Origin of the sequence: Streptomyces sp. DT2A-34 (assembly GCF_030499515.1) — a bacterium.
In the GTDB taxonomy this organism is placed as follows: Bacteria; Actinomycetota; Actinomycetes; order Streptomycetales; family Streptomycetaceae; genus Streptomyces.
Genome location: NZ_JASTWJ010000002.1, coordinates 128,772 through 154,652, shown reverse-complemented (window position 1 = coordinate 154,652; position 25,881 = coordinate 128,772). Strand labels below are relative to the sequence as shown.

At 70.3% G+C, this 25,881-nt stretch carries 18 protein-coding genes; 10 read left to right on the top strand and 8 right to left on the bottom strand.

Annotated elements, in window-relative coordinates; translation table 11 throughout:
* Positions 1-38 precede the first annotated feature (38 nt).
* Positions 39-1,331, bottom strand: a complete 1,293-nt coding sequence (locus QQM39_RS46000; RefSeq protein WP_301994513.1) for an IS256 family transposase — start codon at positions 1,329-1,331, stop codon at positions 39-41.
* A 153-nt stretch (positions 1,332-1,484) separates the two neighbouring features.
* On the opposite strand from QQM39_RS46000, the gene cas6e reads away from it, so the two are divergent.
* From cas6e to QQM39_RS45980, 4 genes are all read left to right on the top strand, one after another.
* Complete coding sequence (gene cas6e / locus QQM39_RS45995) at positions 1,485-2,021, top strand: type I-E CRISPR-associated protein Cas6/Cse3/CasE (RefSeq protein ID WP_367669743.1); 537 nt, start codon at positions 1,485-1,487, stop codon at positions 2,019-2,021.
* Between the two features lie 46 nt (positions 2,022-2,067).
* Positions 2,068-3,654 carry a Mu transposase C-terminal domain-containing protein gene (locus tag QQM39_RS45990; RefSeq protein WP_302004086.1) on the top strand — a complete coding sequence of 529 codons (1,587 nt, stop codon included), beginning with the start codon at positions 2,068-2,070 and terminating at the stop codon, positions 3,652-3,654.
* Positions 3,651-4,520: an ATP-binding protein gene (locus QQM39_RS45985; protein ID WP_302004085.1), complete on the top strand. Its 870-nt coding sequence runs from the start codon at positions 3,651-3,653 to the stop codon at positions 4,518-4,520. Before QQM39_RS45990 ends, QQM39_RS45985 begins: the two co-directional genes overlap by 4 nt.
* Before the next feature lie 556 nt (positions 4,521-5,076).
* The gene (locus QQM39_RS45980; protein ID WP_302004084.1) at positions 5,077-5,622 is read left to right on the top strand and encodes a hypothetical protein; all 546 of its coding nucleotides are present in this window, start codon (positions 5,077-5,079) and stop codon (positions 5,620-5,622) included.
* Positions 5,623-5,837: 215 nt separating this feature from the next.
* Here QQM39_RS45980 and QQM39_RS45975 read toward each other — a convergent pair whose 3' ends face one another.
* From QQM39_RS45975 to QQM39_RS45960, 4 genes are all read right to left on the bottom strand, one after another.
* Positions 5,838-6,047 carry a hypothetical protein gene (locus QQM39_RS45975; RefSeq protein WP_302004083.1) on the bottom strand — a complete coding sequence of 70 codons (210 nt, stop codon included), beginning with the start codon at positions 6,045-6,047 and terminating at the stop codon, positions 5,838-5,840.
* Between the two features lie 92 nt (positions 6,048-6,139).
* Complete coding sequence (locus QQM39_RS45970) at positions 6,140-7,609, bottom strand: UvrD-helicase domain-containing protein (RefSeq protein WP_302004082.1); 1,470 nt, start codon at positions 7,607-7,609, stop codon at positions 6,140-6,142.
* Positions 7,610-8,170: 561 nt separating this feature from the next.
* Positions 8,171-9,067, bottom strand: a complete 897-nt coding sequence (locus QQM39_RS45965; protein ID WP_302004081.1) for a DUF6083 domain-containing protein — start codon at positions 9,065-9,067, stop codon at positions 8,171-8,173.
* Between the two features lie 161 nt (positions 9,068-9,228).
* A complete protein-coding gene (locus QQM39_RS45960; RefSeq protein ID WP_302004080.1) occupies positions 9,229-9,492 on the bottom strand; it encodes a helix-turn-helix transcriptional regulator in 264 nt (87 codons plus the stop codon).
* A gap of 523 nt (positions 9,493-10,015) precedes the next feature.
* Here QQM39_RS45960 and QQM39_RS45955 point away from each other — a divergent pair.
* From QQM39_RS45955 to QQM39_RS45930, 6 genes are all read left to right on the top strand, one after another.
* Positions 10,016-10,744 carry a hypothetical protein gene (locus tag QQM39_RS45955; RefSeq protein WP_302004079.1) on the top strand — a complete coding sequence of 243 codons (729 nt, stop codon included), beginning with the start codon at positions 10,016-10,018 and terminating at the stop codon, positions 10,742-10,744.
* A 195-nt stretch (positions 10,745-10,939) separates the two neighbouring features.
* Positions 10,940-13,192 (top strand): helix-turn-helix transcriptional regulator, encoded by a 2,253-nt coding sequence (locus QQM39_RS45950; protein ID WP_302004078.1) that lies wholly within the window; start codon positions 10,940-10,942, stop codon positions 13,190-13,192.
* 12 nt (positions 13,193-13,204) lie between these two features.
* Positions 13,205-13,762: an XRE family transcriptional regulator gene (locus QQM39_RS45945; RefSeq protein ID WP_159765088.1), complete on the top strand. Its 558-nt coding sequence runs from the start codon at positions 13,205-13,207 to the stop codon at positions 13,760-13,762.
* 535 nt (positions 13,763-14,297) lie between these two features.
* A complete protein-coding gene (locus QQM39_RS45940) occupies positions 14,298-15,866 on the top strand; it encodes a DUF2397 family protein (protein WP_302004077.1) in 1,569 nt (522 codons plus the stop codon).
* Entirely contained in the window at positions 15,863-19,138 is a 3,276-nt protein-coding gene (locus tag QQM39_RS45935) for a hypothetical protein (RefSeq protein ID WP_302004076.1), read from the top strand. Before QQM39_RS45940 ends, QQM39_RS45935 begins: the two co-directional genes overlap by 4 nt.
* Positions 19,139-19,162: 24 nt before the next feature.
* Positions 19,163-22,093 (top strand): DUF2399 domain-containing protein, encoded by a 2,931-nt coding sequence (locus tag QQM39_RS45930; protein WP_302004075.1) that lies wholly within the window; start codon positions 19,163-19,165, stop codon positions 22,091-22,093.
* A gap of 38 nt (positions 22,094-22,131) precedes the next feature.
* Here QQM39_RS45930 and QQM39_RS45925 read toward each other — a convergent pair whose 3' ends face one another.
* From QQM39_RS45925 to QQM39_RS45915, 3 genes are read right to left on the bottom strand one after another with little or no spacing between them, the layout of a single operon-like run.
* On the bottom strand, positions 22,132-23,889 hold the full coding sequence (locus QQM39_RS45925) for a UvrD-helicase domain-containing protein (protein WP_302004074.1): 1,758 nt from the start codon (positions 23,887-23,889) through the stop codon (positions 22,132-22,134).
* Complete coding sequence (locus tag QQM39_RS45920) at positions 23,886-24,530, bottom strand: hypothetical protein (RefSeq protein ID WP_367669742.1); 645 nt, start codon at positions 24,528-24,530, stop codon at positions 23,886-23,888. The genes QQM39_RS45925 and QQM39_RS45920 overlap by 4 nt, the downstream gene beginning before the upstream one ends.
* Entirely contained in the window at positions 24,431-25,762 is a 1,332-nt protein-coding gene (locus QQM39_RS45915) for an ATP-dependent endonuclease (protein WP_302004072.1), read from the bottom strand. The genes QQM39_RS45920 and QQM39_RS45915 overlap by 100 nt, the downstream gene beginning before the upstream one ends.
* Positions 25,763-25,881 lie beyond the last annotated feature (119 nt).

Below are 25,881 nucleotides of genomic sequence, written 5' to 3'. Positions count from 1 at the left end.
GGGTCTGTCAAACGAACGGTGTAACTGGGGTGGTTGGGTTAGTGGCGGGCCGCTGAGAGCCGGCCGTCGAAGGTGATGTCGAAGGCGTTCAACGCGGTCTTCCAGCGCATGGTCCATCGGGCTTGGCCCTTGCCGGTGGGATCGAGGGACATGATGGCCATGTAGACGCACTTCAAGGCGGCCTGCTCGTTCGGGAAGTGTCCGCGGGCCTTGACTGCCCGCCGGATGCGGGCGTTGACCGACTCGATCGCGTTCGTGGTGCAGACGATGCGGCGGATCTCGGTGTCGAAGCGCAGGAACGGAGTGAACTCCTCCCACGCGTTCTCCCAGAGTTTGACGATCGCCGGATACTTCCTGCCCCAGGCGTCGGCGAACTCCGCGAACCGGTCCAGGGCGGCCTCCTCGGTCGGCGCGGTGTAGACGGGCTTGAGGAGCCTGGCGATCTTGTCCCAGTCCTGGCGGGCGGCATAGCGGAAGGAGTTCCGCAGCAGGTGGACCACGCAGGTCTGCACGATGGTGCGGGGCCAGACCGTCTCCACCGCCTCGGGCAGTCCCTTGAGCCCGTCGCAGACGAGCATCAGCACGTCAGCGACGCCGCGGTTCTTGATCTCGGTGAGGATGTGCAGCCAGTGCTTGGCACCCTCCCCGCCGTCGCCGGCCCACAGGCCCAGAATCTCGCGCCGGCCCTCGACGGTCACGGCCAGGGCCACGTAGATGGGCCGGTTGGCGACTGCGCCGTCGCGGATCTTCACGTGGATGGCGTCGATGAAGACCACCGGGTAGACGGCGTCGAGTGGGCGGCTTTGCCATTCGGCCATGCCCTCGAGGACCTTGTCGGTGATGGTGGAGATGGTCTGCCGCGAGACCTCGGCGCCGTAGACCTCGGCCAGGTGGGCCTGGACCTCGCCGGTGGTCAGGCCCTTCGCGGCAAGCGAGATCACCATCTCGTCGACGCCGGTCAGGCGCTTCTGCCGCTTCTTGACGATCTTCGGCTCGAACGAGCCGTCCCGGTCTCGGGGCACGGCTATCTCCACCGGCCCAACCTCGGTCAGCACGGTCTTGGAGCGTTTGCCGTTGCGGGAGTTGCCGCCGTCCTTGCCCGCCGGATCGTGCTTGTCATAGCCGAGGTGGTCGGTGATCTCGCCCTCCAGGGCGGACTCCAGCAGCCGCTTGGTCAGCTGCTGGAGCAGCCCGCCCTCACCGGTCAGCTGCAGACCCTCTGCCTGCGCCCGGCTCACCAACTCGTCGATCAGCTGGTCGTCGACGGCCTTCGCCGACACAGCCGCCGCCGACTCGCCGACCTCGTGCTCGGCCACGTTCTCACTGGTCATCGGTGCATCTTCCATGATCGGGAGTTACACCGAACGATTTACAGTCCCCAGCCCGGCCGCCCGCCGTGACCTGGCCGACGCCGTCAGCCTGCACAAGAGCGTGATGCTCCTGGCCCCGACGACCTCGGCGAAAACCCCCGGCAGCAGGCCGGCCTGCTCTTCCGCCTGGAAGACGCCACCGAAGGCACCCCACCCACCCTGCTCGTCCAGTCCCACCAGCCGCCCGACCTCACCCGCCTGCCCCACCACTACGGCACCGCCGAAACCCGACCCCTGCACCCCATGTTCCAGGCCCTGACCCCCGGCCGAGCGGTGCGCTACCGCATCACCGCGAACGCCAGCGCCGCCCGCCGCGTCCTGGACGACCACCACCCCGTCGACAACAAGCACGGCAGAAAAATCGTCGCGCTCTACGGCGACGACGCCCTCGCCTGGTGGCAGCGCCGCGCCCACCAAGCCGGCCTCACCCTGGCCACCACCGACATCACCCCCGCCCGCTTCCCCCGCACACGCCGCCGCGCCGACAAGCCCGGCGAACAAGCCCACTCTCCCGGCCCCATGCACGCACTGACCCGCTTCGACGGCCTGGCCACCATCACCGACCCCGACCAACTCAGCCACGCCCTGCTCACCGGCATCGGCCGCGGCAAGCCCTACGGCGCCGGCCTGCTCACCCTCGCCCCCGCCTGACCCACCCGCGCCCCGACGTGCGCCACCCCAAGAAAGACCCCGACGAGTGCCCGCCACACCACCACCCGACGGCCCCTACGACACCACCTCCCTGCGCGCCGCCGCCGTACGCCGCCTACTGCGCCTGCGTAATGCCGAACGCCTGACCCACTACGACGTGCGTACCGTCGCCGCCGCCTTCACCGTCCACTGGCGCACCGTGCGCCGCTGGATGGACAACGCCACCACCCACAACGGCACCTACACCCCCCAAGGCCGCCGCCACTTCACCCTCACCCCGGCCATGCACGAAGCCCTGGCCCGATGGAACGGCAACGCCGCAGCCACCTACCGCGAACTCGTCGCCGACGGCATCTTTGGCAACCCGCCCCGTGTATCACAGGCAACCTTTTACCGTGCCGTAGACCGGGAACTCACGCCCGGCCAGCGTGCCGCCCTCAGAGGAGGCGAAGCCGCCCGCCGCCGACACGACGTGCACGCCCTGCGCCCGCACGGCAACCGCAACGACGTCTGGGAGACCGACCACGTCGAAGCCAGCGTCTTCGTCAACATCGACGGCCGCCGCCGCAAACCCTGGATCACCTGGTTCATCGACCACACCACCGCCGTCATCTGCGGGCTGGCCATCACCCCCCACCAGCCCAGCCAGGACGCCATCCTGGCCGCCGCCCGCGACGCCATCCTCTGCACGGATCACCACCGGCCCTTCGGAGGCATCCCCCGCAAGATCCGCACCGACCGCGGCCGCGACTTCCTGGGCAGGTGCGTGGACGAGGCGTTCAAAAAGTTCGGCACCGAACTGATCGTCCTGCCGCCCTACAGCCCCCACCTCAAAGGCACCGTCGAAGCCATCAACGGCGCCGCCAAGCACATGCTGTTCAAAGGACTGCCCGGCTACGCCCACACCCCCCGAAGCCGCCGAGACCGCCGCGGCCAGCCCTTATGGGCCCTTAACGACCTCCTCGACTACGAAACCTTCGTCACCGTCGTCCTCGACTGGGTGGACTGGTGGAACAACGACCACACCATCGCCCGCCTCCACCGGCGCACCCCCGCCCAGGCCTGGCACGCCGACCTCACCCCCATCGACACTCTCGACCCCGCCGACCTGCACACCTACACCCTCACCGATGCCGGCCCACCCCGGAAGATCACCAGCAAGGGCGTCCGCTGGAAAAGCGCCTACTACGTCGGCGACTGGATGCACGGCCACTCAAGCGCCGGCGAGATGGTCCGCCTGCGCCACGAACCCCACCACTACCACCGCGTCGAACTCTACGACGCCGACACCCTCACCTACCGCGGACCCGCCTTCCGCAGCGACGAGATGAGCCCCCGCCAAGCCCGCGCACTGCGCAACGCCCGCCGACGCGAAGCCGACCGCTACGCCGCCAAAGCCCGCCGAGCACGCAAGAACGCCACACCCCGCTACGCCGCCACCAGCGTCGCCGCCGCGCCCGAACCCCTCAACCGGCTCACCGCCAGCCAGGCAGCCGCCCAGCTACGCCAGTTGCAGACACCGGAAGGTCACCTGCAGGCCGAGGCCCGGCCCGACCTCCTCAACCGGCCCCAGCCCGACTCCGCCCGCTGGACCAAGCCCCGGCCCGACCCCAAACCCCAGGACACCGAGTGACCCACCCGACCACCACGCCCGAAAACCAGCCGACCGCTGGCCCGAACTACCACTACATGGGCCTGCCAGGCGCCCGCGCCATGCTGACCCAGGCCAGCGCAGAGACCTACGCCAACCTTGTCACCACCCTCAACGCCGACGCCGGCAAGGGCGCCATCATGTGCGTCCACGGCGGCGTCGGCCTGGGCAAGACCTTCGCCGTCAACAGCCACCTCGACGACCTCGCCCCCCACACCACCCTGCGCATCAAAGTCGGCTCCGCCAAAATCCAGGCCCTGCGCGCCTCCCTGTACAAAAAGCTCGACCTGCCCGGCGAGGCCCCCCTCAACAGCGCCCGCTGCGAAACCATCCTCAAGGAAGCCCTGTCGCAAACCCCGCGCGTCCTGGTCGTCGACGAAGCCCAGTGGCTGGACACACGGGCCTTCGAATTCATCCGCGAGCTCTGGGACGACGAAGACACCCGCCTCGCCGTCGTCCTGGTCGGCGCCGAAACCTGCTACCAGAAGATCAAGAACCGTCCTGCTCTGGACTCCCGCATCCTCGTCTGGCAGCGCTACAAGCCCCTCACACCCGCCGAAGTCCTCACCACCATCCCCGAGTACCACCCGCTGTGGGCGGACGTACCCGCAGACGAACTGCTGTGGATCGACGACGTCGCCTGCCACGGCAACTTCCGCCAGTGGGCCAAAATCACCTACCTGCTCCGGGAACAGCACGGCGGCCCCGGCTCGAAGGGAGCCGGTAGCACGGGTCCGACGAACCCGCCCACCCCACGCGGCGCGGCCACACCGCTCCCTCCTTACAGCCGGGACATTGTGCGCGCCGTCCTCAGCCGCCTTGACCCCACCCAACGTCACACCGACTGAAGCGCTGCCCGGCGTCTGGACGCATCCGCACCGCCACCGGAGCTGGCGGTGCGGCACCGGCAGCTATCCGATACTCCAACGCCCGGTGACCCTCAAAGTGGGGGAGTGGCTGGCACGCCCACCCCCGGAGGGGTCGAACAACGACCAGCCCGCCCAGCCAACGCATCACACGGGCCGGTTGGCCCCGGAGCCCCGTCTAGGTCCAAGAAGCTGTGCTCGACCGGCGCCCGCTTATGCTCAGCAGCCGGCTTGCCGGATCCCCACCCGCGTGGGGAACAACCAGGTGGTGACGCCACCGGTGGTGCGGCCGTGGAGAGACCCCTACTTACGTGGGGATAACGCCTTGCTGACCTGCGAGGCCAGCTTTATCGATAGAGAATCTTACGCGTGTGGTCCGGGCGCGGCAGTCAGCAGTGCCTTCTGCCAGAGGGCAAGTCGGAGTGACGGCGGCCAGTAGAAATTCCCCACGTACGGCCAGCTCGATTCCCCAGTCCGCAGTCACACTCAGTAGCCTCGGTGCTGGCTCGCGGATCTGGCGCATGAGGGGGTTAATGACGTGGCTCGTACCTGGCTGTCGATCCGGGTGGAGTTGGTCTCCGGTCACGGTGCGGACCTGTGGCCGCGTCCCGGCCGGGTGTTCGCCGCTGCTCGGTCGCACTCCTTCGCGCAGCTCGCGTCGGCCATCGATCTCGGCTTCGCACGCTGGGACTTGGCTCACCTGCACCTGTTCACGTTGTCCGACGCCACCCACGTCAGCCCGCTGGACTGGTGGGACGGCGAGGCCCCGGACGGCACCGTGGACGGCCATGTGACCAAGCTGAACAGGCTGCAGGCCGGCGAACAGTTCGCCTATGTCTTCGACATGGGCGATGACTGGGCGCACCTGTGCACGGTGGCGGAGAAGCGTATTGATCCCCTCGAGGAACTCGGCGAGGTGGCCGACCGCCCGGTTCCCTACTGGGGCTGGGGCAGCCTCCCGGACCAGTACGCGCGCCGTTGGGACGGGGACGATGGGGAGTCCCCGATGCCGAAGCGGCCGGCCCGCGGCCTCAGCGACCTGCCTCCGATCCTGCCGTGGTGGGGCGAACAACGCCGAGGGTGACCTCACGCTGCGTACACGAAGTGGCCGCCAGTGGGGAATTGAAGTAGCCGTGGTGGGGAGACGAAGTGGCCGCGAGTGGGGAAATCCAACTGGCCGCTGACATCGGAGCACGCGCACGGGGCTGGACCGGCGGGCCAGCCACCGGCAGTGGTCTTCTCGGACGAGCCGCACCTCTCGTGTGGCAGCTGTCCCCGGCGGCCATGGGCGCGGGCTGGTTAGAGGCTGTTGTCGGTGAGGGTTCCGCGCTGTACGAGCTCGTCGGTAGTGCAGCCACGTCGTTGCGCCACCGCGTGGAAGGTTTCCCGCTCGCGCTGCCAGGACAGGGCTCGGTCGGCTGCCGTCCGACGGATGTACTCATCAGCGGACAGGCCCAGAGCGGCAGAGTGGGCGGCGATCGCCTCTCGCTCTGCGGGCGTGAATGTCATCGTAGTGGCCTCCTTTTGGCCGGTGGGCCTGCATCTCGGCGGGGAGCCGGGCGTAACCCCCGCGCAGGCTATGACGCTCCCCTCGGCAGGCTTCAGCCCATGCTTGCTGCAGTGGGGTGGGTGTTGATCCAGGAGAGGCCGCCGAGGTCGAGTTGGTGGCGGGCGCGGGTGACGGCGACGTAGGCGAGGCGGGCGTCGGTGTCGCTGACGGGTTCCGGAATGGGCTGGCCTTGGGCGGCGTGCTGGTCGGTGTCCTTGGGTGGGGGGAAGTCGTCGGCGATTTTGACGGTGGGCCATTCACGGCCCTTGGCGGTGTGGGCGGTGGTGACGGTGACGTCGGCGTGCTGTTCATCGGTGAGCTGGTCGACGGCGGCCAGGATGGCGTCGGGGCCGTGGGTGTCGACGAGGTCGACGAAGGGCTGGAGGTCACGTCCTGCGGGGTCGTGGGCGGCGTAGTCCTGCAGTTCGCCCCAGGCAGCGAAGAGGACGAGTTCGGGGTGGGAGGTGCGGCGGCCGTTCTTGAGGTCGCGGGCCGCGAGGGCGAGTGCGGCCAGCTGCCGTCCTCCGCGGGCGAGCGCGACGCGGTGGCCGGTGGCGAGCAGTTGCATGACTTCGGCCATGGCGCCGATGTTGGTGCGGCACAGCACCGCGTCCGGCCGCTCGAGGCTGCCGATTTCGGTGGGGATGGTCTCGCTGCCGGTCAGGCGAATGGGGGCGTCGGCGAGTGTGAGCCACCGGTTGGCTTCTTCGGCGATCAGGGGGCCGAAGCGGAAGGAGCGGGTCAGGGTGAGAGGGGTGGCGTCGAAGCCGGTCATCACGTCGCGGGCGCCGCGCCAGCCGTAGATGGCCTGGGCGGAGTCGCCGACCATGACGAGCTGGGCATGGCCGCGCTGGGCGGTGAAGACTTCTTCCAGGACCGGGTTGGTGTCCTGGGCCTCGTCGAGGAAAAGGAAGTCGGCTTCGAGGACTGGCCGGGTCAGGGCCCACATCTTCACGTAGTGGTCGTGTTCGAAACGGACCATCCCCTGATCGGGGTTGTGCAGGTCGGCCCAGGCCTTGGTCGCGAACGGCATGACCTCGTCGGCGAGTCGGGCATGGTCGCCGGGTGTGTCCATGCCGCGCAGTCGTGGAACATGGTGGCGGGTCAGAGTGCGGTCGGCGGAGTGGCAGTAGCGGGTGACGGTGCGCAGCACGGTGTGGGAGAGCGCGCGGGGCCCGATCTCGTAAGCACCGACGCGCACCGGACGCGTGATGCCGAGCGCCTGGCCGGTCTTCCATGCGGGTTGGCGGGGGCTGTTGAGTCGGCGGGTGTAGCGGTGACCGACGGCGGCGAAGGCTGTGGCGTGGGCGGTCTTGCACAGCACCGTGCGGGGGAAGCGGCTGGCGGCGTCCTGGGCGATGTTCTTGTTAAAGGCGAGGTAGCGGCCGCGGCGATGGGTGCCGACCGCGAGGAGGCCGAGGGTGCTGGTCTTCCCTGTCCCGGCGCCGGCCTGCAGGACGAGATGGTGACCGGCCCGGAAAACGTCGGCAGCGTGCGCCTGTTCATCGGTAGGCGTGTGCAACAAGAACTCCGCGAAAGAGAAGAAAAACATCGGAAGGGGGAAAGGAGTGATGAGTGAGGTCTGCGGCGTTAGCTGCCGTCCCGGCAAGGTGCAGCGCCCGCGCTGGCTAACAGCGCTGCCGGGATGCAGTGGTGATACCGGCTGTGGAGGATTCGGGCCGTACAGACCAGGACTTCATCGGCACTGTGGTGGGCGAGCAGACTCTCGAGCGGTTTTCCGGGCGCCGAGCGCGTTCCTGCTCTGCTGGGCAAGGTCCGCGGCCACGCACCGGCCGAGCACATCCTGCCGCCGCTGCCCAGGGCTGTTGCGGTCCGGTGGGAGGCCGCAACGGCTCAGGGGGCCGAGAGCGATGATGAGCAGAACCCGGTCGCGCCGGTTGGGGTAGCGGCGTTGTCAGGATGTCGATCGGCAGCCGCGTGCCCAGTTGGTGCCGCGGCGCAGGGCAGCGCCGGGGCTGCGCATGGTCCGCGTTCGCGGTCGGGCGGACGCTTGCCCGGACGTGCTGGAGCTCGCCCTGGGTGGCGGGTCTGGGCAGGGTGAGCTCGAGGGCATGGAAGGACGTCATGGGCGGGCTGCCTCGTGTGCCCTGCCGGTGGGGCCCGGGCGTCGGGTGCGGGTGGGAAGGCGGTTGTGGATGTGCTCGTGGTGGGCCAGGGGGTCGAAGGGCTCCCAGTCGGCCACCCCCAGGTCGGCGGCCGTGGGGATGGCGGCGTGCTGCGGGCAGCGCTGGGTGCGCCACCGCAGTTGCTCGGCGTACGGGATGGCGCTGAGGTCGTAGATGGCCATGACCGCGGCGGGCAGGGCCAGTTGCCCGCTCGTCGCGGTGGCTGGGACCAGCTTCCAGGTGCCAGCCGGGGTATCGAGGGAGAGCAGGGTGCTGGTGCAGCGGTGACGGCGCCGGGTCTGGGCGATGCACTGGATCTCGTCCACCGGGCGGGCGGCGAGGTAGCGCACGTACAGCAGCTGCACGACGGGGCGGGCCGGGCGGCAGGCTGCCGAGTTCTTCCGTTGGGGTGCTGGGCTGTCGGGGGAGGCCGGGGGAGGGGTGAAGGCGCCGGCGTCGATCAGGCGGCGGGTGTTCACGGCGAGCGACCGGCGCAGCCCGGTCAGCTCGGGCGGGGGCGGGGGAGTGTCGCGGGTGGGACAGACGACGGCGTGTGGCAGACGGCACCAGCTGCTGCCGTCTCCGCCCGGGTAGGCGACACCGGAGCTGACGTGCCAGCGGCACGCGGCGGGCACCCGGGCGGCCGGAAGTTCGTGCGGATGGAGACGGACGGGCCGCTGGGCGCCGCGGTGGTACCACTCGATCCGGTTGCCGCACTCGCGGCACCGGTCGCCCTGGCCGCAGCGCAGCAGCCGGCTGACGCCGTCGGGGGAGACGTGCAGGGAACGGCGTACGTGGTGGGCAAGGGGGCTTCCGTCCCAGCGCCGGGCCGGGGGAGGAGGTGTGGAGCGCATGCGGGCGAACCTGTCAGCCAACACGCCGGATCCGCGGCAGGCAGCTCTGCCGGATCGCCCGGTCAGCCTCACACGGTGCGACTGGAGTGCGAATGCTTGATCGCGCGTTCGAGCGGGTCTCGCCAGTTCGGGTGATCTGTGGCAGACACTCTGGCGGGGAGTCAGTCTTGGGCCGGGCCGGGCAGGTCGTGCCCGCGGCACAGGGTCCTGAAGAGCTCGTCGAGCGGGGTGCTCAGGGCGTGGGCGAGAGCGTGCCAGGTCTTCAGCGTGCCGATGGTGCGGCCCTGCTCGATCTCGATGACGGTGCGTCTGGCCAGGCCGCTGCGGGAAGCAAGCTCGTCATAGCTCCACCCGCGCGCGGCCCGCAGGCGCGCGAGTTCGAACCGCAGCGCAGTGAGGTCCGGATCGGGCGGCAAGATCGTCACCCGTCCATCCGACGGTGCAGACCCCTGCACTGCCAGTGCATACCTCTGCCCTATTTTCCCAGGTGGCGACGCACGCGAGAGGGCAGAGGTCTGCACTACGGTGGGCGGTCGTCCCCATACCCAAGAACGGGACCGGCGCGGACGTGGCAAGGAGGAACACGCGCCTATGAGGCTGCGCCTAGCATGTCCGACGACACCATGCGCCTGGACCGTGGAACTGCGCCCGCACGCCGGTGGGCTTGCTCTCGTATGCCGGCAATGCCCGCACACCAGCGGGCAGATCACCGCAGCCGCCGCACGCGCAGCCGCCCTCGCCCACCTCGCACGGCACGCACGCGGCAACCTCCTCCCCTCGCACCTACGGATCTGCCAATGTCATGAACGCGGCTGCCACTGGCACCCCCGCCACCGCGGCTGCGCCGGCCCCATCCGCCTCCTCCTCAAACGCGAACACGGCGGACGACTATGGCGGCTCGCCGACGCATGCAGCGCCTGCGCCGCAGCAACAGCACAGGCCGCCGTAGTGCCCGACACCGTCCTCGCCCACGTACCGCTGCACCCGACAACCGCCCGGCGGCGCAGACGCCGCCCCAAGGGGCCCGGCGAACAGGTCCGGGTACGTGAAATCCTCAGCTACCTGGCCGCTGCCCTTCCAGTCAGCACTTCGGCCGCCGCGCGCCTGCTCGCGCTGCAGTGCGCGCTCCGCGTGAACATCGGAATGCACGTCCGGCTGCCCAACGGCGTGCTGCGCAGCCTCCGCCTCAACGCCGTCCAGGACCCATGGCGCGAGCTGGAGCACGCACGATGGCTGCGCATCATCCCCGCGACCGCGGCCAACGAGGTCGTTGCCGAACTACTGGACGCCACGCTGCTCGGCCAAGCCCCGGCCCGCCCCGACCGGATGCGCGCCGCGGACTGGGCACTGCGTGCCAGCTCCTCCTCGACAGCAGGAACAACCGGACCGCTGCCGCAACTGGCGAGCGCCTACCTCACAGCGAACGCCGAACCGCAGGCCGGCAGTGGCCTGAGCGGGCTCGACCAGATGGCGCGCGCCTGCGGCCTCCCGCTTGCGCAACTGCCCACCTTGCTCGACCAACTGGCAGCAACCGGGCTGCTCAGGTCATGGCAGGCCTGCCCGCACTCGGGAGACCTGCACTGGACCCTCGCGCTCGGAAGGGGAGTCCACGACGCCAACCGCCAGTACGACACGGCCGCTCCGGGCGATACGGATGAGGGAGGAGCGCGATCGTGAGTGTGCGACAGCCGCTCGGGCGAAAGACGCCGCAGCTCACTTGATCTTGAACAGGACGTCCTCTTCTGGACCCCTCGTACGGGCTTCAAGTGGCTTACGTCGAGTCACCCGCCAAAAGGCTCCGCACGCTGGTCGTACGCTATTAGTACGCAAAACATGCGCTTCAGACTATGGTTGAGGCACAGGAGGTGTTTCATGCCCGAGTTGTTCGATCGGGTCGACGCGCTGATCGCGTCCCGTGCCGTGCTTCCGCCACCGGCGGAGCGCAAGCGGCTGCGTCAGGCCCACGGCTTCACACTGGACGAAGTGGCTGAGGCCCTGCAGGTGCGTCGGGCGACCGTCAGTGCCTGGGAGTCAGGCAAGACGGAGCCCCGGCCCCCCGAGCGTGACGCGTACGCACGCCTGCTCAGCAAGCTCGTGGAGCTCTACCCTGCCGATCCCAGCGCCACAACCCCGGTACACGACACGGCCGCTCCCGCGACGTCCGCGAGCACCCCCGCCCCCGCTCCGGAAGCGCGGACTCTGTCCACAGCCCCGGCCTCCGAGGCCGTGACCATGGCTGCTTCCGAAAACACCGAACCCCGCCCCACCGCCACCACCGCTGCTTCGGCCGCCGCATCACGTCCGCCGCGCATCACCAGACCGTCGTCGACGTCACGCCGCCCGGCCGCCCGGAAGGCCGCCCCGGAGAACACTCCCGCCAATGCCGATCCACGCTTCGCCAACGGTCCGCTTGCGGTCGTCGACGTCGACGACGACGGCCACGTACTGGCGTATTGCGTCGGTGGCCTGGTCCTGGACGTGCCCGCCAAGTCCATCCCGGCCCTGGTCGACTGGACCCTGAAGGAGGCCAGGCTCGGGCAGCCAAAGCTGTCCGGGCCGGGCAAAGACGGCGACCCGCTGATCGTGCTCACCAAGGCCGCGCTGGAGCGCTACGGCCTGCCGGTCGCCCTCACCGATGAGGAGAAGCTCGCCGGACGGATCCCGGAGAGCCACAAGGTCATCAAGCAGCTGGCCCGCGCCGACTGGAAGCTCACGAAAAGGGGCTTCGGGCCTTGGGCGAGGATCTACCGCCCGGCGCAGGGCTCAGAGCGCAACTGCGTGCAGCTGTGCATCCCGTCCTGGCACGCGCTCGACTCCCGCCACTGGGGCGAGGCTGCCCAGCTCCCGGCGGCGGAACTCGGCCGGCTCCTGGGCGTGTACGCGTCGAGGGTGATGACGCCGCGCGGCTCCACCGCCGTGACCGGCCTGGAGCTGATGACCGCGCTGCACCCACCGACCTACGCCGTGCGCGACGAAGCCACCGGCGGCTTCCGGAAGGCGGACAGCAAGAACCCCGGCTCACTGGGTGAGCACCCGGTGGACTGCGCGCCCTGCGAGGCCCCGGACGGGCACCCGCTCCTCAATGACCTGCCGCGCTTCCACGTCCGCGGACCGGCGGAGAAGCTGCTCGAGGAGGCCTACGACTGGGCGCGCCCGCTCACCGACGACGAATGCATGCGCCGCAACCTCGTCGGCATCGACGTCAACATGGCCTTCGCCGCAGGCGCCAACGGGCTGATCCTCGGCCTCGGCGAGCCGACGCATGTCAAGCAGCCGGTGTTCGACCCGAAGCTCCCTGGAAGCTGGCTGGTCGACCTGTCCCACGTCGACCTGTCCCGCGTGAAGGTCGCCAAGGACAAGTGGACGGACCTGGACGCCGGCCTGCTGCCCAGCCCGTTCACGCCGAAGGGCGAGCGCCCCGAAGGACCGGCCTGGTACGCGACGCCGACGGTGGCGTACGCGGTGGAACTCGGCTACGACGTCGCGCCGCTCGAGGCATACGTGCGGTACGACAACGGCCGCTACCTCGACGCCTGGTACAACCGCCTGCGCGACGCCTACCTCGCCACGATGGCCGACCTCGGCGTCGACGCCGACCTGTCCCCAGCCGACTTCCTGGAAGCCATGGACGGCTACAAGGAGCGCGACCCGCAGCTGGCGATCGCCGTCTCGGCGATCAAGGCGACGGTCAAGGGCGGCCTCGGCAAGCTGCGCGAACGCCCCCGGGGCGAGGGCTGGAAGCCCGGGCAGCCATGGCGGGCGCTGTCCCGCCCGACGTGGCGGCCGGACATCCGTGCAGCGGTCATCTCCCGCACGCGGATCAACCTGCACCGGAAGATCGTCAAGCACGCGGCGTTCACCGGACAGTACCCGGTGGCGATCCTCTCCGACTGCGTCGTGTACGCGGCCAACGGCGACAGCCCGCTGGACTTCCTTCCCTACCGGGACGGCAAGCCGCTGCCCGGCGGCTTCAAGCTCGGCATCAACCCGGGCCTGGTCAAGCACGAGGGCACCCAGAGCGTGCTGTGGGGCGAAGAGGTCCGCGAGCGGTTCAACGCCCCGGAGCTCAACCTCGCCCGGTACATCAAGGACGGCACCGTCACCGACGTCGACAACGGAGAGTAGGAGAGAGCGACGATGACCCTGTTCGGGGACGGCCTGGACAAGGCGGTGCAGAAGGCGTTCACCCGCCCGGCCCCCAAACGCGCGGGTGCTCAGATGCGGTACCTGGTCAAGCAGCTCAAGGGCACCAAGGCGGTCGCCGAACTGCTCGCAATGTCCCAGCGCCAGGTGGAGCGGTACGTCAAGGACGAGGCCAAGAAGCCCCGCCCGCAGCTCGCCGCCCGCCTGGAGCGCGAGGTCAAGGCACGGTGGCAGCCGCAGATCCGCGCCCAGGCGCGGCAGAAGGCGGCGACCACCGGCGGCATCGTCATCGACACCCGCGCCCGGATCGGCTACAAAGCGCCGGTCGGCACCACTGACGAGGACCGGCTCCGTCACCTGACCGTGGCGCTGCCACCCCAATACGCAGCCCGCTTCTTCGAGGCCCAGGAGCAGGGCGCCACCGACCAGCATCTGCAGGAGATCGCCGCCGAAGCGCTCAAGGAGGTGTACTTCCAAGACGGCGGCCGCCGCGCCGGCCAGCTGGAGGAGGTGCGCTTCACCGACATCATGCACCTGGAGTTCGAGCTGTAGGCGTCCCCGAACACCCCGCGCGCCTCGGACCTGTGACTGAGTCTTGCGAAGCTGTCTTGCTCAGCCAAATAGAGAGCCCGAACGTATATGCGAAATGCGTCGCTGTGAATGCGTGTTCGGTATCTTGCGCGGATGCGGCGCGTCTCTCATGAGGAACTGACTTGATTTCGGCTGATGCCGGCAAGTGAACTGTCGCTGATCCTTGGCGCTCCGGATGGTTGGTCCTGTGGGCCGCGATCATGTCGAAAGCTTTCGTTTCCGCAGCTCAGATGGTTTCTTCTGAGCTTCTTCCTCCTCGTGGTAGGCGAGACGAACACGTCCGTTCTCCCGCTTGAATCAGTGCCCCTGCAATGGTGCTTGGGCACTGATTCAAGTCATTGACGAGTGGTCGACTCCCCTCGAATTCCCGGGAATACAGCGGGCGTTGTCAGTGGCGGCGGCTAGCTTTCACATACGGCTCGGAAAAGGGAAGCGGCACCGGTTTTTGCCCGTCCGCTTCGCCGAGACGCCATGGTGCCGTCGTCTGCAGGGGGAGATGGTGTTGCGTTCGCGGATGTGGTGGCAGGAGGTCGTACCGGGGGACTGGTACGTGTTCGGGATACCCGAGGGCCTCGTGAAGGAGCGCTACCTTGCCACGCTGGCCGCCCTGGAAGAGCTGTCCACACGGGGGCCGATGGCGACGTTGTCCGACATCACCGCCCAGTTGAAGGCGGTCGGCTACCACGACCCGTTGCCGGAAACTGAACTGCGCGCCTTGCTGGACCAGTTGCTGAATTGGCAGTTTGCTGAGCCGTTTCACGACTACGCGGCCCCGCTGCGTAGCTTGCAGGGCCTGTCGGCGCGTGAGGAGGCGTGGGCGCTGACCCAGCGGGGACGCGGCATCGTGGCCGCCGTACGCACTGCGGTCGTCGACGTGGTGCGCGCCCTGCAACTGCCCAGCCGTCTTCTGGACGGGGTTCAGGACACGCTTCGGGAGATCCTCGATCACCTGAAGGATGATCACGGCCGGCTGCCGGGCGACCTGGAGGACGTACGCACCCGCATCGACGAACTGCAGCGGGTGACGGCCGACTTCTACGCGGCACTGGCGAAGATGGTGCAGTCCGACGTGACCGACAACGACGTGTTCGGCGAGAACCGCGACCGCGTCGTGGAGGCACTGCGCCAGTTCCCCCGCGAATACGGGCGCGGCCTGCCACGAGTCGAGACGGCCCTTGCCGAGCTGCGCTTGGCCGGATTCGCCCGCACCGTGGAGGCCGCCGTCGAGCACGCCGGACTCCTCGACGTCGCCGACCAGCAGCACTGGATCGACGAACGCATCCGCCGCCTGAACGACCTGGAGGCCTGGTTCAAACCGGACGGCACAGTGCACCGGCTGATCGACTCGGCCAGCGGGGCCGTGCACACACTGCTGGTCGCCATCGACCGCCGCTACATGGCCCGCCGACGCGGCAGCGACCTCGGCGTCGATTTCCGCGCACTGGCCTACAGCCTGTACAGCCAGCCGGACGACGCCGAGGCCCGCCGCGTGTACGCGGCCGCGTTCGGGGACTGGCCCGCCTGGCACGCGGTCATCGGCGCCGGCGAGGAGGACGTCGCCCACGGCACTCCCGCCCGGGCCGGCATCGGCCGTCACCAGGTCGAGGTGACCTTGCGGGAACACGAACGGCACGGACCGGCCACCGGACGGCCCCGCAAAGTGCCCGACACCACCGCCGACCGGGCCGCCGCCCATGCCCAGGCACAGGCGGCCGCACAGCGCCGCCGCCGTCTCGCCGCGCAGCTGGCCACCGACGGTGAAGTCGGCCTCGAATACGTCGCCCAACTGCCCTTCGAAGCGGCTGTGATCCTGCTCAATGCCGTCGAGGTCGCTCTCAGCCGCTACCGCCCGCAGGACGGGATGGGGCGGGCCGCCGTCGACGAGGCCGGCCTGGAGGTGACGGTCAGGCCCGGCCGCCCCGACACAACCGTCACCGTCGACCTGGCCGAAGGACGCCTGGTCGGGCCCGATCTGCGACTGTCCGTCACCCCTCAGGGCCGGACGCCCGCCGTGCACCGGCCGGCCGAGCCTGGCGCGGCCGGGCAGAACTGGAGCGTGGCATGAACGACACTCTGCTGCTCGATGCCGACCTGCGCGAGAGCGCCCGCCTGCTCGTGGCGGCCGGCCGTCTCACCATCGAAGGCGACCCCGAGCACTACCGGGCGGCCCTGCAGGGCCGCCATGCGCTGGCGGAGTTCTTCCGCACCGAACTGAACTGGACCCTGGAGGTCCACGAAGTCGCCGGCCTGATCCGTCTGCACAAACGCCGCAGCGATGTCCCGGCCGACCGGGGGCCGAGACTGGTGCGGGACCGGCAGCCGCTGGCGGGCGCCCTGGTGATGATCCTCATCTGCCTGGCCTGCGAACAGCTGTGGCGCCGCCCGCGTATGAACGTGCGGGAACTGATGCAGGCCATCGCCCAGGTCTGCGCCGCCGATACCACGGACGGGCGCCTGCCCCGCTTCCCGGTCGTCGCCTCCGAGGACGTCAGCAAGAAGGAAGCGCGCCACAACCGCCAAAGCCTGGCCGACGCCCTGAAGATCCTCGTCGCGGAGGGAACCATCACCGTCGACGCCGACCTGGACCGCGCCCTGGCCGACGAGGACGGCGACCTCGTCGTCACCGCCTCCCGCGATCGCCTCGCCACCAAATTCTCTTCCCTGTCACCCACCCTCCTTCAACTCGACGGCCTGCCGCCCGACCAGCACGCCGCCGCCCTGTCCGCCGCGTCCCTCCTGGACCACACCGCCCACACCCAAGGCGAGGCCCCCACACTGGAACAGCGGCGCCTGAACGCCATCCGCCGCCTGGTCGACGACCCCGCCGCCGACCCTCTCGACGACGCCACCGACACGACCCCCTACCTGCACACCCTGGCCGGACGCGAACGCGCCCTCAACACTGTCGCCGCCCTCGGGCTCACCGCGACCGTGCGCCGCGACTGGTGGCAGATCACCGACCCCAGCGGCCAGGCCAGCAGCATCGACTTCCCCAACGGCCGCCGCACCGAGCGCCAGGCGGCCCTCGCCCTGCTGGCCACCCTCCCCGGCCGTGATGACCCCCACCGCCCCGCTGACCCTCACCGGCATCGCGGAACTGTTCACCCAGGTACGCGCCCGCCAGCCCCGCTGGGCCGCCTCCTACGAACGCCTTCCCGCGCTGGCCCGCGCCGCGGCCGCCGAACTGACCAGCGCCGGCCTGCTCACCCCCGAGCCCGGCCGCCCCGATACATGGCTGCCCACACCCGGCGTGCACCTGTGGCGCGTCCGCGTCCGCCAGCCCACCCCGCCACCCGTACCGGCCGACACCCCGCCCGCCGACCCGGCGATCCCCCTGTTCACGGCGTCCGACACGGCCGCGACTGCCCCCACAGCCCATGCCGCGCACCAGGCCCGCCAAGGAGACGACGGATGAAGCCCGCCGAGCACCCCGCCCCGCACCTGAGCCTGACCGCCGTTGACGAGCCGGCCCTGGATATCCCCAGCGCCGAGGGCCGCTGGCAGCCCACGCGCGCCGGCATCGTCAACTCCTGGGCCTGGGCAAGCGAACAGCTGTACTTCTCCGGCGGCTGGCTCGCCCTGGTCGGCCCCAACGGGTCCGGCAAGTCCCTCACCGCCTCCATGCTGATCACTGTCCTGCTGGACGCCGACACCTCCCAGACCGCCCTGTCGGTGTCCGGCAAGGCCGCAGGCACCCTCACCAGCCGCCACACCGACTTCAACGACCGGGAAGACCGCACCGGCATCTGGTGGCTCGAGTACGGCCTGCACGATCCGGCCGACGGCAGCACCCGATACGTGACCACCGGCCTGTGGCTGCGGGCCACCGCAGGCCACCTGCATCGCGCCTTCTTCCTCACCTCCGGCCGGGTGGGCAGCGACCTGATCCTGGAACAGGACCGCGACCCCGTCCGCCTGGATACCCTCGCCGGACAACTGGCCGCCTGCCAAGGCGAGATGTTCACCGACTCCAAAGCCCTGCGGGGCTCCCTGACCCAGCTCACCCCCCAAGACGAACGCTCCTACCGTCAAAAGGTGCGCACCCGCCTGTTCGCCCCGCTCAATGAGGTCCAGTTCGAGGCGCTGCTCGCCGTCCTGCGCTCCCTGCGCAGCGTGCGCACCGCCGAGGCCATTTCCCCCACCCGGATGCGGCAGGTTCTCACCGATGCCCTGCCCGCCCTCGACACCGACAACCTCACCCAGGTCGCCGAGGCGATGGAACGCATCTCCGAACTCAAGACCAAACTGGAGCGCACCCGCCAGGAAGCCAAGCTCCTGGAAGGCACCGACCGCAGCTACCGCAGCTACCGCCGCTACCTGCGCACCGTGGCCCAGGCCGAAGCCGCCGCCCTGACCGCAGCCAACACCGAGTTCGACGACCAGGCCCGCAGCCTCAAGAAGGCCACCGACCAGCTGGACACCGCCCAGAAGGCATTCCAGGACGCGGCCCAGGAATATGCCGACGCCCAGAGCGACATCTCCCGCGCCCGAGGACAACTATCCGCAGACGAGGCACTGCTGAGCGAACACGCCGGAGCCGAACTGCCGCACCGGGAGGACCGCGCACGCGACCTCGCCGCCCAGGCCACAGCCGCGGCCGAGCGCGCTCAGACGGCCGGTACCGACGCCGACGAGGCTCACCGGAAGGCCGCCGGCAGCCGGGACGACGCCGATGCCGCGCAGGTCCAGCTCACCCGGATCTCCGGTGACCTGCGCACCAGCGCCACCGCTCTGGGAGCCCAGGCCGCCTGCGAACACCTCCTGACCGCGTCCGAAGCCCTCGCCGCAGCCCGCAGCAGCGCCGACGCCACGCTGGACACAGCGTGGCTGTGCAGCCACCCGCTGGCCTGGGCGGAAGACCACCAGCGCCAGATCCAGGCCGCCGACCGGGCGCTGGGCACCTACCAGCACCTGCAGGACAACCAGCGCACCGCCGCAGACGAACAGCACGCCGCCGAAGATGCGGAACACGCTCGCCGCGAAGCAGCCGACCAGGCCACCAGCCACCGCCGCTACGCCAAGGAGGAACTCTCCGCCCGACTTCACACCTGGCAGGAGTCCGCGCCGCTGCTCGGCCCGCTGCCAGTGCAGTTGACCGAACCAGGCGATGCCGAAGAGCGCACCGACACCAGCCGGCTCACCGCCTGGCTCTCGGCCGCCGCTGCCGCGGCCCGTGCCCGCATTGACCTTCCCGGCCACCAGCAGAGAGCAGCCGCCGACACCGCCCTCGCTCACGCCGCAGCCCGCACCGCAGACCAGGCCCGTACCCACCACGCCGCAGCCAGGGCCGCCCTCGAGCAGGCCGCGCTCGAGGCAGCCGAACAGGCCCTCGCCTAGGCCGACGCGGCCGCCCTTCAGGCGGTGCGCGACTGGCTGGGCGAGGTGCACGCCTGGCGCGACGGCCTGGCCCACCTGTCCGCCACCGACCTTCCTCTGCCCGATGCCACCGCACCGGCAGCCGACCTGAACGCCCTGCAACCCGCCGACCTCACCCTGGCGGCCGTGCGCGCGCACGCCCAGGCCGCACCGCGCCTCCAACGCCACGCCGAAGAAGCCGCCCGGCAGGTCCAAGCCGCCACCGAAACCGTCACCGCGCTCACCGAAAAGCTCCACCAGGCCCAGCAGGCCGCACCGGTCCCCGCACCCCCGCCCTGGCGCACCCGCACCCCAGGGGACGGCGTCCCGCTGTGGGCACTGGTCGACTTCGCCCCCGGACTGCATTCCGCCGACGCCGACCGCCTCGAGGGAGCCCTCCTGGTGGCAGGCCTCCTGGACGCCCTGGTCACCCCCGACGGCCGGGTGTGCGGCGGCGATCTCACCCTCACCCCCACCACCCCCGCTCCGGGACGCACCCTGGCCGACCTGCTGGTCGTCGAAGACACCCCGGCCATCGACACCACCCGGGTAGGCGAGATCCTTGCCGCCATCCCCCTCGACGCCCCCGGCAGCGACACGGCGGCCGGCCGGCTGGCCCACGGCGTCCTTACCGCCAGCGCTCCCGCCGGATACCGGGCAGCCTTCATCGGCCGCACCACACGGGAGAGGGCCCGCCAACAGCACGTCAGGCGCCTCGAAGACGACCTGGCCGCTGCCCGCAGCACCCTCAAGGAAGCCGAAGATCACCTGGCGGGCCGCCGCCGGGACATCACCGCCGCCGCCGCGGAACGCGACAGCCTCCCGCCCGTCACCCAGGTGGACGACGCACGCGACCACGCCGCCGACCGACGCGCGGCCGCCGATGCCCTCCAGCACCGCACCGCCGTAGCCCTGGCCGACGCCGACCGGGCCCTGGAGCGGATCCTGGCCGAACTCGAGGCCGCCGCGGCAGCCCGCACCGCCGCCGTCGATGCCGCTGCCCTCACCCACGAACACGCCCGGCACAGCGAGGCCCGCGCTGCCGAGGCCGCCCGCATCGCTGAGGATGCCGCAGCTGAGCAGGCAGCCATTGCCCAGGCCAGCGCAGACGCGCGCGCCCGTGCCGCGGCCGCCCAGCAGGCCGCCGACACCGAGCAGGACGCCTTCCCGCGCCAGGAGATCGAATCCGTCGAGGCAGCCCACCGGGCCGAGGACGCAGCCGAACAGGATCTGAACCGGGCCCGCGCCGATGTCGTCAAGGCCACTGGCCGCCACGAGGACGCCGGCAAAGCCGTCAGCGAGGCCCTGCGCGCGCTCAACCGCGCAGCAGCCCTGCCCGCAGGCGACATGCTGCGCACCGAACCGGACTACCTCGATGCACGCCGGGAGTCTGTCGCCCAGTTCGTCGGCCACATCCAGGCCTGGGCACCGGCCGCCCAGCGGGTGGCCGACCTGCTCGCGCGGGCCGACGGCGACCGTCAGCAGGCCGCCGAGCGCCGCACACGCCACACCCAGGCCCAGCAGGAAGCCGACCGCATCCGACGGCGAGCCGAGGAGGAAGCCGCAACGGTCGCCGAAATGCAAGCCCTGCACGGCGCCCAGTACCAAGAGCTCCTGGCCCGCCGGGACGCCACAGCCGAGAAGCTCCGGCAGGCCGAGGACCGTGCCGAACAATGCCGCAGCCGCCAGCAGGAAGCGGACAGGCAAGCCAGCGCCGCCCAGGCCACGCTGGTGATGGTCGCCCCGCAGCGGGAAGCCGCCGAGAAGAACCGGGACGCCTGCCTTGCCCAGCTCGGCCGCCTGGTCGACGAGCACCTGGCCCAAGTTCCCGACGACATCCCAACCGAAGGCCCCGGCCGCCCCGCCAACATCACCGCCGGCCTTGCCTGGGCCAGGCGCCTGCTCGCCGACGCCCCCGGCGGCACCGACCGCCGCACCGTCCTGGAACGGCAGCGCGACCGCGACCTGACCCTGCTGGAAACCGCCGCCCGCAAAGCCAGCACCGGCCTGGCCGGCTTCGACCGGCAGGTCACCCTGCTGGGCATCGAAGACACCCCCTGGCGGCGCGCCGTCGTCGCCGACCCCGCCGCGGTACGCGGCGAAGACGTCACCACCACCGTCCAGGACCTCAAGGCCACCGCCGCCCAACTCGAGGACGACCTGCGCGCCGACATCAAGCAGGTCCTCAAGACAAGCCTGTTCACCCGCCTGCAGCGCGACATCCAACTGCGCCGGGAAGCAGCCCTCGAACTGGTCGCCCAGATCCACGACACCCTCAAAGACGTCCGCACCGGCGTCGCCCACGTCGGTGTCCAGGTCGAATGGGACGTCCGCACCGACTACGGCATCATCGCCGACCGGCTCTCTGCCACCGTCCTGCTCCACCAGGTCCGCGCCCTCGGCGACGGCCCCATCGACCGCCGCCTCAACGAGGCCACCACCCCCGTCGCCCTCAACCTCCTCGACCTCACCCGCACCCCACCCCGACTGGCGCCGCAGACCCTCACCGTCGTCGAAAATCCCTCCGTCCTCAAGGCCGCGATGGAGTGCGCCAGCCCTCAGCCCATGGCCTGCACCAGCGGCCAGCTCCGCGCCGTCGACCACGTCCTCCTCCAACTGGCCGTCGACCAGGGCGTGCGCCTTCGCTACACAGGCGACCTGGACGCCGCCGGTCTGCACATCGCCGCCACGGTGCAGCAGACCTACGGGGCAGAACTCATCGCCATGGACACCGCTCTCGTTCGAGCGGCAGGCGATCTGCCTTCTGCCGTCCCGCTCGGCCCCCTGCCGAGCATTTGTGATCCCGCACTGGCCGCCCAACTGCGCACGACAGGACGTGTCCTCTACCAGGAACACGACGCTGTACTCACTCGCCTTCTCGACCCGGCCTCTTCGAAACAGGGGGGCTGTTGCACAGCGCGGGAGAGCGTGGAATAGCACGTGGTCCACGCGGGTGTCCGCGGCCGGCAGTCGGTTCACACAACACGGACAGGTACCTGACGCTCTGTCAGCAGTCGGGCCAGTGCGTCGGTCTCGTCCTCGGGCAGGGCGATGGCGGCCAGGCGGCGGGCGCGGGTTACGGCGACGTACCAGACGCGCAGCACCTCGTCGGTGGCCGGGTCCGCGGTGGCCCAGCGCTGCACGCTTCCGGCATCGGGCAGCAACAGCAGGACGCCGTCTGCTTCGTCGCCCTTGATCTGGTGGACGATGTTGGTGCGCATGCCGGTGGCCAGCTGGGGGCGTGACAGGGTGGGTTTTCCGGCGGGGCGGCCCTTGCCTCCTTGCGGGGCGGCCCCGGGCAGAGCGGGCCAGGCCTTCATGGCCTGCCACACTTGCGGACCCCATTCTTTGTGGGGCGGGGGCAGGCTGTGCAGGAACGCGAAGGCCGTGCGGTTGACCTGGCCGGCCGACAGGCGGTGGGCGGCCATGATGCGGTCGGGGCCGCCGGTCTCGCCCGGATACCAGTAGCCGAACAGGACGCGCACGGCGATCGCGCAGGCCCGGGCGAGGTCGTCGCCGGAGGCGCTCGGGGTGTGGGCGACGGTGCGGGCCCAGGCCAGGCTGGTGATGATGTTGGTGTTGGGCCGCTCTCGGGTGATGCCCGGCAAGGTGGCGTACTTGTAGGCGGTCACCAGACAGTTCTCTGCCGGGACGGCGTACTCCTCGGCGAGCGCGCGGAAAGCGTCGACGATGCCGGTGCCGGTCGGAGCGTGCAGGTGGCGGCTGCCGGAGGCGGCGAACTGGGTGGGCAGCAGCAGGGCGGGGATGTCGTCGTCGCGTACGACGGACGTGTCCGGCGGGCGCTGCCCCGTGCGCAGGGTGGACGCCAGGTGGCAGATGACGGGGGAACTGCGCCAGTTGCCGGTCAGGCGGTGAGGGGTGGGGGACAGTTGCGCCGCGAAGGCCCCAAGAGCCTGGGGTTCGGCTCCGCGCCAGGCGTAGATGGCTTGGTCCGGGTCGCCGACGAGGACCAGCGGCAGGCCGGCGTCGTGCAGCAGTCGAAGGATGGCGAGGTCGGCGGCGGAGCAGTCCTGCGCCTCATCGACGATGACTTCAGCGAACCGGGAGCACAGCGGTCCCAGCAGCCCGGTGGCGGCCTCGGCGTTGTGCAGGTTCCACAGGGCCAGCACCCGCGCCTCGTGCCCGGTGAAATACCCCTGCTGGCACCACGACTTGCGGGTGGCGAGGATCTTGTCTTCCCACGCTTGCTGGCTGTACGTGCTGGCCTCGATGAGCTGCCGGGTGTCGTAGTCGAGTTTGTCCCAGGCGACCGCCTCGCGCGCGGGGCTCTGTGAGGGGTCCAAGGTCATGGGGAAGCGGTGCAGGGAGACCTCCCGGTCCACGCCCTCCACCGTGGCCTTGATGCCCGCCCACGACTCCAGCAGGCGGGGCACGGGCTCGGCCGCCCGCCGCGGCTTGACCAGGAACTCCCACAGGAACGAGTCAAGGGTGCCGATGAAGTGCGGTGCCTGGACCAGGTCTGCGCGGCCTGCCTGGCGGCAGCGGCGGATCATCTGATCACGCGCCACACGCGTGAACGAGATCAGGGCCCGGCCCTGCCGCAGCAGCCGCCGGGGCGACTGCAGATGCCGACTGGTGATCACATGCGTCTTGCCGGCGCCCGGGCAGGCAGGTACGAAGGCAGGCGCGGACACAGCCATGGCAGCCTGCTGCTGCGCTTTAGCATCGTCCAGTACCGACGTTGTCTCTCCCGGCCCTGTCGGCCCGGTCATGGCGCGCTCACCGCAGAAGTGCGGTCCGTGGCGGTGATGAAGCGGATGGCGTCCGCCAGGTAGGCAGGCACGGTGAATGCCACCGTCGGGTCGGCCAGCACGTCGGCCAGTTCCTGGGCGAACAGCCCTTTGGAGATCTTGGTGCCCTTCGTGACGTCTCCATCGGCACCGGTGCGGGTCCGGCTGGTCTTCGTGACGAACAGCTCCCCGAATGCCACGGCGGGATCCGAAGCCGTGACGACCTGCTCCCAGCGCGCCTCCGAGCGCGGCGCGCAGCGCAGGAACGCCGCCCGCAAGGCGGTGATGTTGTCGGCCGACCACAGGGCCGGCTCCAGCGTCCGCGGCGCTGCGGCCAGATGCAGCACGCCGGGGGAGTGCCAGCGGCGGGGCAGTTCCCGCAGCGACTGCAGCCTGGCCGGTTCTGGCTGCCCGGGCGCCACATCCGTGTCGGTGATCAGCGCCACCCGCCTTCCCAGACACATGCCGTCCACCGGCGCCAGCAGCACCCGCAGATAGACCTCGAATCCGACACCGTCCACGATCACCCGGGTGGTGCCGAAGAACCGTTCCAGCGCATCGAATGCTTCCTGGTTTTGTTGAGCGTCGGCGTCCTCACCGGCGGCCAGGACACGTTGGGCCAGAGCGGGCAGTAGCAGGAGCTCGGAAATGCCCTCCACCAGGATCGCCCGCGATGCGAACAGCAGGGCGCTCTTCGTGGCATCCAGGTAGCGGTCCAGATGGCCACCCGGTCTGGGCTCAGATGCAGCTGGGGGATGGGCAGGGGCCTGGCCTGCCAGCCGTCGGATAGCTCGGCCGGGCAGCGGGCCATGACCACCAGGTCCTCCACGCTGGCTGCGGCCGACAGGATGGGGGAGTGGGTGGTGACCACCACCTGCAGGTGCCCGGCCGGCTGGGCCGGGTCACAGGCGGGCCGACGGCGCGAGGCCCGCGCCCGCTGCTGCAGATAGCGCAGCAGCAGGGTCTGCAGCTGCGGATGCAGGTGCGCCTCGGGCTCCTCGACCAGCAGCACGGTCAGGTCTGCCTCTGCCGCCGCGTCCAGCTCGGCCATCACCGTGGCGATGAACAGGGTGTTGGCGTAGCCCAGTCCTGAGGCCGAAAGAGGAAACGGCTGGGCGGAGGCGTCGCCCAACAGCATGCGCAGCGACCGGGTGATCGACGCGAAGGTGGCCTCGGCCAGGGCCAGTTCACTCATCTGGGGATGCGCGCCGACGGTCAGGTCCCGCAGCGGCTCGTTGATCTTTTCGCTGACCTTGACCACGTCCGGGTCCGCGGCCACCTTCTTCAGCTCGGTGCCGATCCGATCCACGAAGGCATCAACATACGTGTCGTCGCCCAGCAGCCCGCGAAGAATCATCCGGACCCGGTCACCGCCGGCCGAGGCCAGCTCCCGCTCCGCATCGCGCAGCGCCGGCAGGTAGACATGCCGGACGCCGCTGCGTGCCGGAGGTTCCCCCGTGACCGGAAGGCCCGCGCCCTGCGACCAGGCGGTACTGCCGCGCCGTCCGCCCGTTTGCGGTGGCGTCCAGGACACCTGCCACCGTGCGGTGCGGCTGTCGGGATCCCCCTCACGCAGCAACGCCTCAAGATACGCGCCGCTTTGCTGTGCGGAGATGTCGGCGACATCCAGCTGCAGGCTCGGGCCGCCCCGTTCGGCCGCGGCGGGCTTGAGAACGTCGGATTCCTCGAAGTAGCGCACCCGGCGCCCGTCCAAGGGGTCCGTCAGCAGGCGAATTGCATCGATCACGCTGGACTTGCCCGCGTTGTTCTCCCCGACGAGCACCGTCACTTCCGGCCGCAGAGGGATCCGCACTCGCTCGCACGAGCGGAATCGTTCCACCAGCACCTCGGACACGTACACAGTCCGCCCCCCGTCCCCGGCACGTCAAGCCCTGCCAACAGCAGCGGTGATCAAGCAGTGATGGTAGGCCGTGCCTGCCCGTCCCGGGCCTCACGTTGAAGAACTCCTCGTCG